The sequence below is a fragment of the Paenibacillus sp. J31P316 genome (assembly GCF_056269105.1).
The window spans coordinates 825,133-840,002 of sequence record NZ_JBWDNI010000002.1 but is presented as its reverse complement, the minus strand read 5'-3'; the positions used below and the strand labels follow the sequence as shown (position 1 = coordinate 840,002).

The following is a 14,870-nucleotide window of genomic DNA, read 5'->3' as shown; positions in this document are numbered from 1 at the left end:
GAATGACAGCATGACGATTCAATGGTTTCCCGGCCATATGACGCGGGCGAGAAGGGAAATTCAGGAGAAGCTGAAGCTGATCGATATCGCGATCGAGCTCCTGGATGCCCGCGTCCCGCTTTCGAGTCGAAACCCGATGGTGGACGAAATACTGAAAGGCAAGCCGAGGCTGATTCTGCTGAATAAAGCGGATTTGGCGGATGCGCGCACGACGGAGAAATGGCGGGCTTATTTTGCCGACATGGGCATTCCGAGCCTGGCCATCGACGCGTCGACCGGCAACCGGGTGAGCGAAATTCCGGTGAAGGTAAGAGAGCTGCTCCACGACAAGATCGCCAGGCAAATCGCCAAAGGCATGAATCCGCGCCCCGTGCGCGGATTGATCGTAGGCATTCCGAACGTCGGCAAATCGACGTTGATCAATCGGCTGGCAGGCCGCAATATCGCAGCGACCGGAGATCGTCCCGGCGTTACGAAGGGCCAGCAGTGGATTAAGGTCGGAACGGAGATGGAGCTGCTCGATACGCCGGGGATTTTATGGCCGAAGTTCGAGGATCAACTGGTCGGCTTTAAGCTGGCGATGACCGGCGCCATTCGAGAACAGGTGCTGAACGTCGAAGATGTCGCGTACTTTGCCATCAAGGAACTGGCGGTCCATTATTGGGACGAGCTCGCGGAGCGATTCGGTTTGACCGAGCCGCCGCGCGATCCGGAAGACAATAACGAGCTGGTGCGCGTGATGGAAGACATCGGACGCAAGCGGGGCTGCCTCATCAGCGGCGGTCGCGTGGATTTGGAGAAAGCTTCCGGCATTATTTTGCGCGAGCTGCGTGCGGGCAACTTGGGGCGCATTACGCTTGAGTCGCCGTAAGGTTGGAAGATACGAGGAACGGCTGCCTGTTTGTCAGGCGGTCGTTTTTTTTGTCCTTAACGGAAGCATGACAGAATTCGAAAGAATTGCGATAATAGAGTGGTTGGGATTACGGTACATATCGCTGTTGCAGGCGTGAAATAAAAGAAGAAAAGCGGGGAAAGTTCCGATGTTGGAAGAGTTCGAGAAACCTTTATGGGAGCAAGGATATCGCAATTTGGCCGGGATCGACGAGGTCGGCCGCGGCTGTTTGTTCGGCGATGTGGTTGCGGCTGCCGTTATTTTGCCCGAAGGCCTGATTCTGGACGGCATCAACGACTCCAAGAAGCTGTCGGAGAAGAAGCGGGAAGAGCTGTATTGGCAAATCGTAGAATGCGCGGAGGCTTGGGCTGTCTCCCGCGTCGATGCGGCGATCGTGGATGAGATCAATATCAAACAAGCCGCCAGACTGGCCATGAAGCAGGCGGTGGAGATGCTTGGCACCCAGCCGGCGTATTTGCTCGTGGACGCGGAGAAGGTGGATATCGATCTTCCTCAGCTGGCTATTATCAAAGGCGATGCGAGAAGTCAGTCCATTGCGGCGGCTTCCATTCTCGCCAAGGTTACGCGCGACCGGCTATGCTGCGACGAATGGGACAAGCTTTATCCTGCATACGGCATTGCGATTCATAAAGGGTATGCGACGAAGCTGCATCGCGAGAAGCTGCTGGAACACGGCCCGAGTCCGATGCACCGTCAAAGTTTCCTCGGGAAGTTGTTTGCTGAGCAGCAGGTGTTGTTTTAGTTCGCAAGGGATGGCGCATAGCAGAACGGTCAGAACTTCTGTGAAACGGAATTGAACGAGCAGCGCGAAAGAGCAGGATGGGCAACCGGGAGAGAACGGGTTTGAACGAACTGGCCGGAGTCAGGGGTTCAGGCGCGGCGCAGCGGAACCGATAGTATGGGTATAGGTTCGTTTGAGTGGAAGGAAGTGCGACACATGTCGATGTCGATCGGACAATTGATGAAAGGCCTTGTCGGCGATGCTCAGGCAGGCGACGGCAAGGCGCTGGAGCTTAAGGTCGGCCAGACGGTTCGCGGCGTTTTGGTGAAGATGACGGGCGATGACGAGGGCATCGTGCAAATCAACGGCACTCCTGTACGGGCGAAGCTGGAGACGCCGCTTACGCCGGGTCAGGCAGCCGTGCTGCAGGTCCAGCCTGAATCGGCTGACGGCGCGCTCGTATTGAAGCAGGCCGATCCGAAGTCGGCGGGCGTTCCTGAAGCAAGCGTGAAGGAATGGATCAAAGCGCTGGGCTTGCCGGATACGCAGGCTTCCGCCAATCTGGTCCGCGACTTGCGCGCCGGCGGTACGGAGTTGACTCGCGAGCTGGCGAGTCAATTCAAAGCCGCGCTTGCCGCCATGCCCGAAGGCGGCGATGCGGAGTCTTGGATGCGGGCTGCCGCGCTGGCGGTGCGGCGCGGGCTGCCGATGACTGGCGCGACGATCGGCGCGCTTCAGCAGGTTCTTGCCGGTCCGCCGGCGCATGCGCTCTTGGATGCGCTGGAGGCGGGTCTTGCCGCTTGGAGCGGCTCGCCCGCGGGTCAGGGCGCGGGCGGAGCCGCGGCGCCGTCTGGGACGGCGCAAGCGGCCGCAGCGAAGCTGCAGGCGCTGCTTGCCGAAGGCGCAGCGCTCATGCGGGCGGGCGGCGGGGATCAGCCGCCCGTTGGCGCCGCAGGCGCTGGCGGCACCGCGGCGCAGCCGGTGCCGGGAGGCGCGGCCAGCGCCGGTCCGCGAGCGGCGGCAGGCATGCCGCAAGCGAATGCCGCGCCGCAAGCCGCAGGCGCGGCGCAGACGGCCGTCACCGATAATGCGACGGTGAGGCCGCTTGTCAACGGAGCAGGGGGCGCATCGCAGGCGGCTGATTCCCGAACGGAAGCAGCGGGAGGAGCACGGCAAGCGACAGGATCAACAAGCGCGGAACCCTCGCGCTCGACAATCAGCCTTGCTGGAGGCAATCTTCGTCTTGCACAACCCGCAGCGACGATGCAGGAACAGGCAGCGCCATCTACGGAGACCGGTCCTCGTGTATTACAAGCATCCTCGTCCGGCAATGGACAGATTCCAGGTGCGCCAATTGCACGAGCGTTGCCACAGCCTAATGCCGGCGGGAGCTGGGTAGGTCAATTGATGAAATGGATGGGTGTCGACCATGAGCGTTTACTGGCAACGTCGACGATCCAAGAGCCGCCTCAATCAGCTTCAGCCGGTGCGCAATCCATAAAACTTACGACTGATTCGAATGCCGCTTCTGATCAGGCATCACTCATGGGAGGACAAGCACGTACGGGAGCTGCCCAGTTTGATCGAAATTCACAGCAAGCTGCAGCGTTGGCGGCAGCCATTCAAAATCAAACTCCCCTGACTGACGATGGGGCAAAGTTTCCTTCTGCGGAGACGCTGAAAAGCGCGTTGATGGCCATCGCGGCAAGCGACGACGCTCCCCAGCAGCTCCGGGATACGGCTCAGCAACTTGTTGCGCATATTACCGGTCAGCAATTGCTGATGTCGCCCGAGAAGAACGGCGCGATGTTCTCGCATGTGACGATGTTCGTCCCGATGAAAGGGCAAGACGGCAGTCAGACGGCGTCCGTCCATATTCAGACGAGACGAGGCCGCAAAGGTGAATTGGATGGGGAGAACTGTCGATTGGTCTTCGATTTGCGAATGAAGACGCTCGGAGATACAGTGGTCGATGTGCAGGTTGTCAATAAGATCGTCAATCTTCAGGTGTGGAACGACCATCCAGCGACAGCGGAGCTCGTCGAATCCGCGAGAAGCGAGCTGCACAGCGCGATGACCAATGCCGGCTATCAACTGCTAACGCTGCGCGTTGAAGCAATGCCTGAGCGCATCGTCGAAAGGTTGAACGGGAGCGATGGGCTAGCAGGTACGGCAGAAGGACAGGAATGGTCCGAGCAGAAGTACAGAGGAGTGGATCTGCGGATATGAGTGCCTCGAAAAACCGCAGGCAGCAGGCGAAGACGGAAACGTACGAGCCCTCCAAGAAAGCGGTCGCGCTTAAATACGAGCCTGGGGAAAATACGGCTCCGGTTATCGTTGCGAAAGGCAAAGGCAAGCTGGCTGAAGCTATTATGGAGAAGGCGGCCGAAAGCGGTGTGCCGGTGCAGCAGGATTCTTCGCTTGTCGAAGTGTTGTCGAAGCTGGACGTGGATCAGGAAATTCCGCCGGAATTGTATACGCTCGTAGCGGAGATTCTTTCCTTCGTTTATCGATCCGATCAACGGGCGGGAGGAAACACGCATTGAACTTGAACACAAATAAGACGTCCGGCAAGCCGGACGCCAGACGTTCAATCGGGATATACGGTGAATCGGAGGCTGCTGAGTATCTTCTCGGTCTTGGCTATGTCATTTTGGACCGGAATTGGCGATGCCGATCAGGGGAACTGGATATTGTCGCTAAACATGATTCTGTCATTGTCGTTGTTGAAGTGCGCACACGCAGGGCCGGTGGCAGATTCGGTTCAGCAGTCGAATCCGTCGATTACAAGAAGCAGCTTCAAGTGCGTTCGATTGCGGAAGTCTATCTCTCCATGAACAAGCTGCACGGTTCGCGTATTCGGTTCGATGTCATTGCCATTACGGTTAAGCAAGTCAGCCTAGAGACGAATATGTTTGAAGTCGTTGAGCGCCGGCATGTGGAATCAGCCTTTTGAGCGGCGTTGACGCATGTGGGCCAAATAAGAGCTGCGGTTCCCGCCTTGCGGTGACGTCGCAGCTCTTATTTGTGTCCTCTTTGTCTTCTTGAGGCTAGTGTTTAACTGTGCTTATATCTGTTGATTCTGCTCGCCCCGACGAGCCGGGCTATGACAAGGATGCCAGCTTGCGATCCAGGCTTCTGTAGCCGATCGCTTCGGCGATGTGCGGACTATCGACGCATTCCTGGTTCTCGAGATCGGCTATCGTCCTGGCGAGCTTTAAGATGCGATCATGCGCGCGCAGGCTGACGCCTAACGAATCGAAAGCAATCCGCAGCATGCTCTCGGCTTCTTTGGTCATCGCGATTGCCCTGCGCAGCGATGCGCCGGCTAGTTCGTTTAGAGTTCGGCTGCCGACGTTACGTTCTAGCCGGCGATTTGCTGCCTTTAGGACCAATTTTCGCATCTCCTCCGTCGTCATTCCGCTCGTCAATCCCTCGGAAGAAAGCGGTCGCGGTACCTCGATATGCATATCGATGCGGTCGAGCAGCGGCCCTGATATTTTGGCCCGATACCTTGCGATTTGAATTTCAGAACATACGCAGCGCTGCTCATCGGAGTCATGACCGTAATACCCGCACGGGCAAGGGTTCATGGACGCCGCAAGAAGAAATGAGGCCGGAAAGCGGAACACGGCGCGCGAACGCGCGATGGTCACTTCTTTATCTTCCAGCGGCTGCCGGAGCACCTCGAGCGCTGCTCTCGAGAATTCCGGTAGTTCATCTAGGAATAGAACGCCTCTATGCGCAAGCGTGACCTCTCCGGGTCGAGGTATAGAACCGCCTCCGATTAAGCCTGCCGAGGAAATGGTATGATGAGGGCTTCGAAACTGCCTTTCCTGCATCAAGGAGGGAATACCGCCTGGCAGCTTGCCGGCCGCGCTGTAAATTTTCGTAACCTGCAGCGCCTCTTCTTCCCGAAGAGGAGGCATGATGCCGGGAAGGCGCTTGGCTAACATTGTTTTTCCTGTTCCCGGAGGACCGGTCAACAGCACGTTGTGGTTGCCAGCGGCTGCAATCAATAGAGCCCGTTTCGCATGATGCTGACCCAAAACGTCTCCGTAATCTCCCTGTACATCAAAGCTGCTCCTGTCAGCATGCGACACGGAGTAGACTGCTAACTCGGATCTTGCGGTATAACGCAGCGATTCCCAGGATTGCTCGGCTGCCTTGGGGTGTCCGAGATCGCGAAGGTGCGAGACGCCGAATAGTTCCATGCCTTCAATACACGCTGCTTCGGCTGCATTGCCGAGAGGCAGCAACACTTTCGTCATGCCTCTTAGCTTGGCTTGCTCGACCATGGCCAGCACGCCGGGAACAGCTCTTAATTCACCGTTTAAGGCAAGTTCTCCGAGCACGAGAAAATCTTGAAACAATGCGCTTCGCAGCTGCCTGCTTGCAGCCAGTATCCCTGCGGCTATCGCCAGATCGAAGGCTGTACCTTCCTTTCTCAGATCCGCCGGCGCCAAATTGACGGTAATCCGCTCCATCGGAAACGTAAAACCGCAATTTTTGACTGCGGCTCTGACGCGTTCTACGGATTCCCGGACAGCTGGATCCGGCAAACCGACTACGTTGACCTGAGGGAGACCGCTCGAAATGTCGACCTCTACGGCGATCATTCGCCCTTCTACTCCATAGACGCTTCCGCTGCAAATTTGAGTATACATAACAAAAAACACCTCCGCCTTGTTAGGCTGAAGGTGCTTCCTCACAGATCCATTACTTATCCTATTAATTCCCCTCACATCATAGTGCAGGGATGAAAGAGCTGTCAACCGAAGGGCAGGCTACCGGGATGCAGAATGCTCGATTTGCGTCATATGATGGCGGTCATGTCCAATAAAGTCTTCGAGATAGCCGTGAATCGCAAACGGATTGCCGTCGCCGTCCATATATAAACCATCCACTTGTACAGCAGATAAGGAAGTTATCAATTCGATCAATCGTTGACGCTGCGTGATGGAGGCATCGATGAGTTGATCTCGACTAATCGTGACCGCAAAGGCGGCGGCCTGTTGATTGAACTGGTCGAAATCGGAATGCCGCAGCGTTAACGGCGTGCCGGAAGCTATTGGCTGAATAGCCACCTCCATAAAATGACGATCCCAAAGCATGATATGGCCGATTACAGCACAAGTGGACCATTTTCCAGGCTGCAAGGGACTGTGCCATTGCCCATCTGACATGGAACGAAGCGATTCTACGAAGGGAACTAGAGCTCGAAATGATTGCATCAACTGCGAAAATTGTTCCATTTCCTGAAGTTGCCTCCTTTGTGATAACGTGTTATATTTAGTTTAAAGCGAACAAGTGTTCGTTGTCAATATTTTGTAGAAGTCTTGGAAATACTAGTCTCCGTATCAATACATCTCCAACTTGAATGAAATAAGACTGCTTTCATATCGATATGAGATGAAACTGATATCAAAAAAAGTGGCTTTTCAACTTAAAAAATTAGGAAAGCCATGACGAATCATGTTACAATACTTATTGGTTTTGTGTACATACGTAGGATTTAACTGCGGATAGGAGGGTTTTCGTAAATGAATATCCATGAGTATCAGGGTAAACAAGTGCTGAAGCAATATGGGGTAGCCGTACCGGAAGGCAAAGTGGCATTCTCCGTTGACGAAGCTGTAGAAGCGGCAAAATCGCTGGGTACGCCAGTCGTCGTTGTCAAAGCGCAAATTCATGCGGGCGGCCGCGGTAAAGCCGGCGGCGTCAAAGTCGCCAAAAACTTGGATGAGGTGCGCGAATACGCCAGCCAAATCCTAGGCAAAGTGCTCGTCACTCACCAAACGGGCCCGGAAGGCAAAGAAGTTAAACGTCTGCTCGTCGAGCAGGGCTGCGACATTAAGAAAGAATATTACATCGGTCTTGTCGTTGACCGCGTTACGGGACGCATCGTTATGATGGCTTCCGAAGAAGGCGGAACGGAGATCGAAGAGGTTGCTGAACATTCGCCGGAGAAGATCTTCAAGGAAGTCATTGATCCGTCCGTGGGCCTTCAAGCGTTCCAGGCGAAGAAACTGGCTTATGCGATCAACATTCCGAACGAACTCGTAAACAAAGCGGCTAAATTCATGCTTTCGCTGTATGCGGCGTTTGTTGATAAAGACTGTTCCATTGCGGAAATCAATCCGCTTGTCGTTACCGGCGACGGCAGCGTCATGGCTCTTGACGCCAAGCTGAATTTTGATTCCAATGCGCTGTACCGCCACAAGGATATCCTTGAGCTGCGCGACTTGGAAGAAGAAGACGAGAAGGAAATTCAAGCGTCCAAATTTGATTTGAGCTACATCGCGCTGGATGGCAACATCGGCTGCATGGTTAACGGCGCAGGTCTGGCTATGGCGACTATGGATATTATCAAATACTACGGCGGCGACCCTGCCAACTTCCTGGACGTAGGGGGCGGCGCTACGAAAGAGAAAGTAACGGAAGCGTTCAAAATCATTCTCTCCGACGAGAAGGTTAAGGGCATCTTCGTTAACATTTTTGGCGGAATCATGAAATGCGATATTATCGCAGACGGCGTTATTTCGGCGGCGAAAGAGCTCGGTTTGGACCGTCCGCTCGTCGTTCGCTTGGAAGGCACCAACGTAGAACTCGGTAAGAAAATGTTGAACGAATCCGGACTGAACATCGTTGCTGCTGACTCCATGGCCGACGGTGCACAAAAAATCGTCGCGCTTGTAAAGTAAGTCAAATGTTGTCGCAATATGGCGGCATACGAATTTATTTAGGGGATGTGAGTTTCGATGAGCATTTTGGTAGGCAAGAACACTAAAGTCATTACCCAGGGCATCACAGGTGCCACAGGGTTGTTTCATGCGAAGGGCGCCCTGGAATACGGTACCCAAATGGTTGGCGGCGTTACGCCGGGTAAAGGCGGAACTAATGTCGATATTACGCTAGAAAACGGATCTGTCGTATCGCTGCCGGTCTTTAATACGGTAGTCGACGCAGTCGCCAAAACCGGCGCTACTGCATCCGTTATCTACGTGCCTCCTGCATTCGCAGCAGACTCCATCATGGAGGCTGTCGACGCAGAGCTCGACCTGGTTATCTGCATTACGGAAGGTATTCCTGTCATCGACATGATTAAAGTTAAACGGTACATGGAAGGCCGCAAAACGCGCCTGATCGGTCCGAACTGTCCAGGCGTTATTACGCCGGGCGAATGTAAAATCGGCATTATGCCGGGATACATTCATACGAAGGGCCATGTTGGCGTCGTTTCCCGTAGCGGAACGCTGACTTACGAAGCCGTTCATCAGTTGACGACTCGCGGCATTGGACAATCTTCCGCGGTTGGTATCGGCGGCGACCCTGTCAAAGGTTCGGAGTTCATCGATATTCTGAGCATGTTCAATGATGATCCGGATACCTACGCCGTCATCATGATCGGCGAAATCGGCGGCTCCGCGGAAGAAGAAGCGGCCGAGTGGGTAAAAGCGAACATGACGAAGCCGGTTGTCGGCTTTATCGGCGGCGCAACTGCTCCTCCAGGTAAACGGATGGGCCATGCCGGCGCGATCATTTCCGGCGGCAAAGGTACTGCAGCCGAGAAAATCGCAACGCTCGAAAAATGCGGCATCCGCGTATCGCCTACGCCTTCTGAAATGGGTTCCACGCTCGTCAGCGTTCTTGAAGAACGCGGCATGCTGGAAAAATGCAAAACGCACTAAGCATTAACGTAATCGCATAAGTTAGTATTAAAGGTAAGCAACCTTTCCAACTCCCTTCTCGGGGGTGGGAAGGTTGCTTTTTTTTATCTCAAATTTAAAATGACTTGCATTCTGTGTGCTGCTCAAGCACAATAGGATGCGGGTCCTTGTCAAAAGGGGACTAAATGATGATGGAGCCGAAGAAGAGAAATGATGCGCTTATTACGCTGCACGAAACGCTGGGAATTGGCTGGCAGTCGATTCGAAAGGCCGTCGAATGCGGTCAATGGACTGCGTTTGAACGGTACACCCCGGAAGCTTGGGTATCTTCGGTTGGATTGAAACCCGAGCAGGCAAGAGCATTAGCGAATGCGTTTTCCACGATAGATCCTTTAGTGAGGCAGCAAGCTGCCTCGTTGAAGGGCGTGACGATCATTACCTACTTCGATGAAGCTTATCCGGATTTGCTGAGACAATCGCCTCAGCCGCCTTGGGTACTCTATGCGATCGGTCGTCTGGATCTCTTGCATAGACATTCGATAGCGATCGTCGGCACGAGAAATCCGACTTCTTATGGAAGGAAGACAGCTTCATTGCTCGGTCGGCAGCTGTCGGAGAGGGGTATTACCGTCGTTAGCGGGCTTGCAAGGGGTGTAGACGCGATGGCGCATGAAGGAGCGTTGAACGGACATGGAAGTACGATTGCTGTCCTGGGGACGCCGGTAGAACGCGTATATCCCGCAGAGAATCGCTTTCTTTATGACAGGATAGCCATTCAGGGACTGATTCTGTCCGAGGTTCCGCCTGGAACGCCTTTCCATCCCGGCCTGTTTCCGCTTCGAAACCGCATCATTGCCGGTCTTTCATTAGGCACGGTTGTGGTAGAAGCTGCTGAACGTAGCGGCTCACTGATTACGGCCGATCAGGCGTTGGAAATGTCTCGCGACGTATTTGCGGTACCTGGGCCCGTTTCTTCACCGAAGAGCGCAGGAACGAACGGGCTCATCCGACAGGGAGCCAAGCTTGTCGGCACATGCGGGGATATACTTGAAGAGTACGAAGGACGGTTTGATTTCCTCAATTCAACCGGTCCAGAGCGATCGAGTTCAGCAAGCGGGACCGATATCTCGCTTACTGAACAAGAAGCAATCATTTACCGTCTTTTGCAGGATGAAGCACGTACAACGGACGAATTACATGAGCTTACATCCTTTCCGTTTGGACTTTTGCATTCAGTTCTGATAAATTTAACTATAAAACGGAAGATTGAACAACATCCCGGTTCCATATATAGTGTATTGTAACAAAAAGCAGTGGAGAGGAGGGCGCAGCTATGGCGGATTCACTTGTCATTGTAGAATCGCCGGCAAAGGCGAAAACGATAGGCAAATACCTTGGCAGCAAGTTCATCGTAAAAGCATCGATGGGCCATATTCGAGATTTGCCCAAGAGCCAGATTGGCGTAGAAGTGGAAAATGATTTTCATCCCAAATATATTACGATTCGTGGAAAAGGCAGCGTCCTTAAAGAATTAAAGGACGCAAGCAAAAAAGTGAAAAAAGTTTATCTCGCAGCTGACCCGGATCGCGAAGGAGAAGCGATCGCCTGGCATCTGGCGCACTACCTCGAAATCGACGAAGGCGATACCTGCCGTGTCGTATTTAATGAAATTACGAAGCAGGCGGTCAAGGATGCGTTCAAGACACCGCGGCCGATTAACATGGATTTGGTGAACGCCCAGCAGGCGAGACGGATTCTCGATCGTCTCGTCGGGTACAAAATCAGTCCATTATTATGGAAGAAAGTCAAAAAAGGTCTGTCTGCCGGACGCGTTCAATCGGTAGCAGTAAAGCTTATCATCGATCGGGAGAACGAGATCGACGCATTCGTGCCCGAAGAATATTGGAGCATTACCGCGCTGCTGAAGAAAGGCTCGGCAACGTTCGAAGCGAAGTTCTATTCGTTAAACGGCGAGAAGATCGACCTTGGCAACGAAGCGGCTATGCAGACGGTGCTCGATGCAATGGGCTCGTCGCCTTTTACGGTCAACGAAGTGAAGGAGAAAGAACGTCTGCGTAATCCGGCGGCTCCGTTCACGACAAGCTCCTTGCAGCAGGAAGCTGCGAGAAAACTAGGGTATCGCGCTTCAAAAACAATGTCCGTGGCTCAGCAGCTTTATGAAGGCGTCGAACTTGGTAAAGAAGGCACCGTCGGTCTCATTACATACATGAGAACGGATTCGACGCGTATTTCGCCGATCGCACAGGAAGAAGCCAAGGGTTACATCGAAGAGAAGTACGGCCCGTCCTTCTTCCCTGAACAGCCTCGCGTGTATGCGAAGAAGAACAGCAACGCTCAGGACGCCCATGAAGCCGTGCGGCCAACTTCCGTGCTGCGCGATCCCGACTCCATGAAGGAGTATCTGAGCAGGGATCAATTCAGACTTTATAAACTCGTCTGGGAACGATTCATTGCCAGCCAAATGTCTTCCGCCGTTCTGGACACGATGTCGGTTGATTTTGGAGTCGGCAATGGAGCCGTATTCAGAGCCGTTGGTTCGAAGGTCAAGTTTCAAGGGTTTATGAAAATCTACGTCGAAGGCAATGATGACGGCACGACGGACGAAGAGAAATTTCTCCCGCCTTTGGCTGTTGAAGAGTCGCTCGAAGCGGAATCCGTGGAACCTAAGCAGCACTTTACACAGCCGCCGCCTCGTTATTCGGAAGCTCGCCTTGTGCGCATGATGGAGGAAATCGGAATCGGTCGCCCAAGTACGTATGCGCCGACGCTCGAGACGATTCAGAAGCGCGGTTATGTGGCGATGGAAGAGAAGAAGTTCATCCCTACAGAGCTCGGCGACCTTGTCATTCAAATGATGGAAGAGTTCTTCCCCGAAATACTGGATGCGGAATTTACCGCTCATATGGAAGAAGACCTCGACCATGTCGAAGACGGCAAAGAAGACTGGGTACGCGTACTCGGCAACTTCTACGAATCGTTCGAGAAGCGCCTTGAAGTCGCCGAAGAGGAAATGAAAGAAGTCGAGCTGCAGGATGAGATTTCGGATGAAATCTGCGAGAAATGCGGACGGCATTTGGTCTTCAAAATGGGCCGGTTCGGCAAGTTCCTCGCATGCTCCGGATTCCCGGACTGCAGGAATACCAAACCGATCGTCAAGGATATCGGCGTTACTTGTCCCAAATGCAAAGAAGGAAAGATTATTGAGCGCCGGAGCAAAAAAGGCCGGTATTTCTACGGATGCGATCAATATCCGGGCTGCGATTATGTGTCTTGGGATAAGCCGTCCGCCAAGCCTTGCCCGAACTGCGGCGGCTTGATGGTAGAGAAGCGCAATCGGAGCGGCGTGAAGCTCGCCTGCACGCAATGTGAACATAACGAAGAAGTGCTCGACGAGCCGGAATCCGCAGATTTGTAAGCGGGGCTCTGAAGTGAAAGGAAGGTAAGCGCAGTGTCAGATATACAACGTGTAACCGTCATCGGAGCAGGCCTTGCTGGAAGCGAGGCCGCATGGCAAATCGCCTCGCAGGGCGTTCCGGTGACTCTCTATGAAATGCGGCCGGCTACGAAAACGCCGGCTCACCATACAAATCAATTTGCGGAGCTCGTGTGCAGTAACAGTTTACGCGCGAACGGACTGACCAATGCGGTTGGGGTACTCAAGGAAGAAATGCGTCGAATGAACTCCCTGATCATGGACAGCGCGGACCGCAATGCCGTTCCGGCCGGCGGCGCGCTCGCCGTAGACCGTGAAGGGTTTTCCGGCGATATCACAAGGACTTTGAAAGAGCATCCGCTCATCGACGTTCGAATGGAAGAAATCACGGAGATTCCAACGGAGGGGATCGTACTTATTGCCACTGGTCCTCTGACTGCTCCGCGTCTGTCGGCCCAAATTCAATCGCTGCTCGGCGAGGAATACTTCTATTTCTATGATGCGGCTGCGCCGATCGTAGAGAAAGACTCCATCGACATGTCGAAGGTGTATTTGGCATCCCGTTACGATAAGGGTGAAGCGGCTTACTTGAATTGTCCGATGACCGAAGAGGAATTTGACCGTTTCCATGAAGCACTGATAACCGCGGAAACGGCCGAAGTGAAGGAATTCGAGAAAGAACAGTATTTCGAAGGCTGCATGCCGATCGAAGTCATGGCAAGCCGCGGCAAGCAAACGGCGCTGTTCGGACCGATGAAGCCTGTCGGACTTATTAACCCGCACACGGGCAAGCTTCCGCATGCAGTGGTGCAATTGCGTCAGGATAATGCGGCGGGTACTTTATACAACTTGGTAGGCTTTCAGACCCATCTTAAATGGGGCGAGCAGAAGCGGGTGCTGGGATTGATTCCGGGGCTCGAGAATGCGGAATTCGTTCGCTTCGGTGTTATGCACCGCAATACCTTCATCAATTCGCCGAAGCTGCTCAAACCTACTTATCAAGCTAACAACCGGGAAAACCTGTTTTTTGCAGGCCAAATGACCGGCGTTGAAGGATATGTAGAGTCGGCGGCCTCGGGTCTCATCGCCGGTATTAATGCCGGTCGGCTTGCCAAGGGCTTGGAGCCGATCGTCTTCCCTGCGGATACGACGCTTGGCAGTATGGCGCAATATATCACGACGGCGGATTTCAAGCACTTCCAGCCGATGAATGCCAACTTCGGCCTGTTCCCGCCGCTTGAGAAGCGTATGCGCAGCAAGAAGGACAAAAATGACGCGATTGCGAACCGGGCGCTCGAGCAGCTGGCACGATTCCAAGAAACGCATTTAGCCGGAGACGGGACAGTACAAGAAGCTCTGCAGGAGTAGTATTAATAAGCAACTCCTGGATTAGCGACAGAATAGCGACAGCGGCAGCAAGGAGCGAACAGCGGCCGCTGTTTCCTTTTATTTGAAATTTTTTCAAAACTCAAGCTATTCTTACGAATAGAAGCAATGATCGACAAAGTACCTTCTACGCTCGACTCGATTATCGAAGGAGGCATTACGATGAACATGGAGTTCCATGCAACGACCATATGCGCGGTACGGCATAACGGAAAAGGGGCTATCGCCGGCGACGGGCAAGTAACGTTCGGCAACAGTATGGTAATGAAACATCACGCCAAGAAAGTTCGGCGTCTATACCGGGGGCAGGTCATTGCGGGGTTTGCTGGATCCGTAGCCGATGCGATTGCCTTATTTGAGAAGTTCGAAGGCAAGCTGGAAGAGCATCACGGCAATTTGCAGCGTGCTGCCGTCGAGCTTGCCAAGGATTGGCGTTCCGACCGCGTTCTGCGCAAGCTGGAGGCGATGATGATCGTCATGGACGCTACGGGCCTGCTTCTTATATCGGGCGGCGGGGAAATCATCGAACCGGACGACGGCATTCTTGCTATCGGCTCCGGAGGCAGCTTTGCGCTTGCGGCGGCCCGCGCTGTTCGTCAGCATGCGCCGCATATGGAAGCGAAGGATATGGTCAAATCAGCGCTCGAAATCGCTGCGGACATATGCGTGTTTACCAATCGAAATATTATCGTGGAAGAAATCGAATAGACTGCTAGCCATTAATGG

At 53.8% G+C, this 14,870-nt stretch carries 13 protein-coding genes; 11 read left to right on the top strand and 2 right to left on the bottom strand.

The window, feature by feature from the left end; translation table 11 throughout:
• The first annotated feature begins 10 nt into the window (after positions 1-10).
• The 5 genes from ylqF to AC0YNU_RS09150 all read left to right on the top strand — a co-directional run bounded on the left by ylqF (position 11) and on the right by AC0YNU_RS09150 (position 4,590).
• A complete protein-coding gene (gene ylqF, locus AC0YNU_RS09170) occupies positions 11-871 on the top strand; it encodes a ribosome biogenesis GTPase YlqF (protein WP_475755470.1) in 861 nt (286 codons plus the stop codon).
• A 169-nt stretch (positions 872-1,040) separates the two neighbouring features.
• The gene (locus tag AC0YNU_RS09165) at positions 1,041-1,655 is read left to right on the top strand and encodes a ribonuclease HII (RefSeq protein ID WP_475755468.1); all 615 of its coding nucleotides are present in this window, start codon (positions 1,041-1,043) and stop codon (positions 1,653-1,655) included.
• A 195-nt stretch (positions 1,656-1,850) separates the two neighbouring features.
• On the top strand, positions 1,851-3,863 hold the full coding sequence (gene fliK, locus AC0YNU_RS09160; protein ID WP_475755466.1) for a flagellar hook-length control protein FliK: 2,013 nt from the start codon (positions 1,851-1,853) through the stop codon (positions 3,861-3,863).
• Positions 3,860-4,180, top strand: coding sequence for an EscU/YscU/HrcU family type III secretion system export apparatus switch protein (locus AC0YNU_RS09155; RefSeq protein WP_475755464.1), 321 nt, complete (start codon positions 3,860-3,862; stop codon positions 4,178-4,180). Before fliK ends, AC0YNU_RS09155 begins: the two co-directional genes overlap by 4 nt.
• Positions 4,177-4,590 (top strand): YraN family protein, encoded by a 414-nt coding sequence (locus AC0YNU_RS09150; protein ID WP_475755462.1) that lies wholly within the window; start codon positions 4,177-4,179, stop codon positions 4,588-4,590. Before AC0YNU_RS09155 ends, AC0YNU_RS09150 begins: the two co-directional genes overlap by 4 nt.
• Before the next feature lie 148 nt (positions 4,591-4,738).
• On the opposite strand, the gene AC0YNU_RS09145 is transcribed toward AC0YNU_RS09150, so the two are convergent.
• Together AC0YNU_RS09145 and AC0YNU_RS09140 are read right to left on the bottom strand one after the other, a co-directional pair.
• Entirely contained in the window at positions 4,739-6,301 is a 1,563-nt protein-coding gene (locus tag AC0YNU_RS09145) for a YifB family Mg chelatase-like AAA ATPase (RefSeq protein ID WP_475755459.1), read from the bottom strand.
• 120 nt (positions 6,302-6,421) lie between these two features.
• Entirely contained in the window at positions 6,422-6,889 is a 468-nt protein-coding gene (locus tag AC0YNU_RS09140; RefSeq protein WP_475755457.1) for a DinB family protein, read from the bottom strand.
• A gap of 288 nt (positions 6,890-7,177) precedes the next feature.
• On the opposite strand from AC0YNU_RS09140, the gene sucC reads away from it, so the two are divergent.
• From sucC to hslV, 6 genes are all read left to right on the top strand, one after another.
• On the top strand, positions 7,178-8,338 hold the full coding sequence (gene sucC / locus AC0YNU_RS09135) for an ADP-forming succinate--CoA ligase subunit beta (RefSeq protein WP_475755455.1): 1,161 nt from the start codon (positions 7,178-7,180) through the stop codon (positions 8,336-8,338).
• A gap of 57 nt (positions 8,339-8,395) precedes the next feature.
• Complete coding sequence (gene sucD, locus AC0YNU_RS09130; protein WP_475755453.1) at positions 8,396-9,325, top strand: succinate--CoA ligase subunit alpha; 930 nt, start codon at positions 8,396-8,398, stop codon at positions 9,323-9,325.
• Positions 9,326-9,492: 167 nt separating this feature from the next.
• Positions 9,493-10,608 (top strand): DNA-processing protein DprA, encoded by a 1,116-nt coding sequence (gene dprA / locus AC0YNU_RS09125; RefSeq protein WP_475755451.1) that lies wholly within the window; start codon positions 9,493-9,495, stop codon positions 10,606-10,608.
• A gap of 29 nt (positions 10,609-10,637) precedes the next feature.
• On the top strand, positions 10,638-12,740 hold the full coding sequence (gene topA / locus AC0YNU_RS09120; RefSeq protein WP_475755449.1) for a type I DNA topoisomerase: 2,103 nt from the start codon (positions 10,638-10,640) through the stop codon (positions 12,738-12,740).
• Positions 12,741-12,773: 33 nt separating this feature from the next.
• Positions 12,774-14,126, top strand: a complete 1,353-nt coding sequence (trmFO, locus tag AC0YNU_RS09115; protein ID WP_475755447.1) for an FADH(2)-oxidizing methylenetetrahydrofolate--tRNA-(uracil(54)-C(5))-methyltransferase TrmFO — start codon at positions 12,774-12,776, stop codon at positions 14,124-14,126.
• Positions 14,127-14,306: 180 nt separating this feature from the next.
• Positions 14,307-14,852 carry an ATP-dependent protease subunit HslV gene (hslV, locus tag AC0YNU_RS09110; RefSeq protein ID WP_162638739.1) on the top strand — a complete coding sequence of 182 codons (546 nt, stop codon included), beginning with the start codon at positions 14,307-14,309 and terminating at the stop codon, positions 14,850-14,852.
• Positions 14,853-14,870 lie beyond the last annotated feature (18 nt).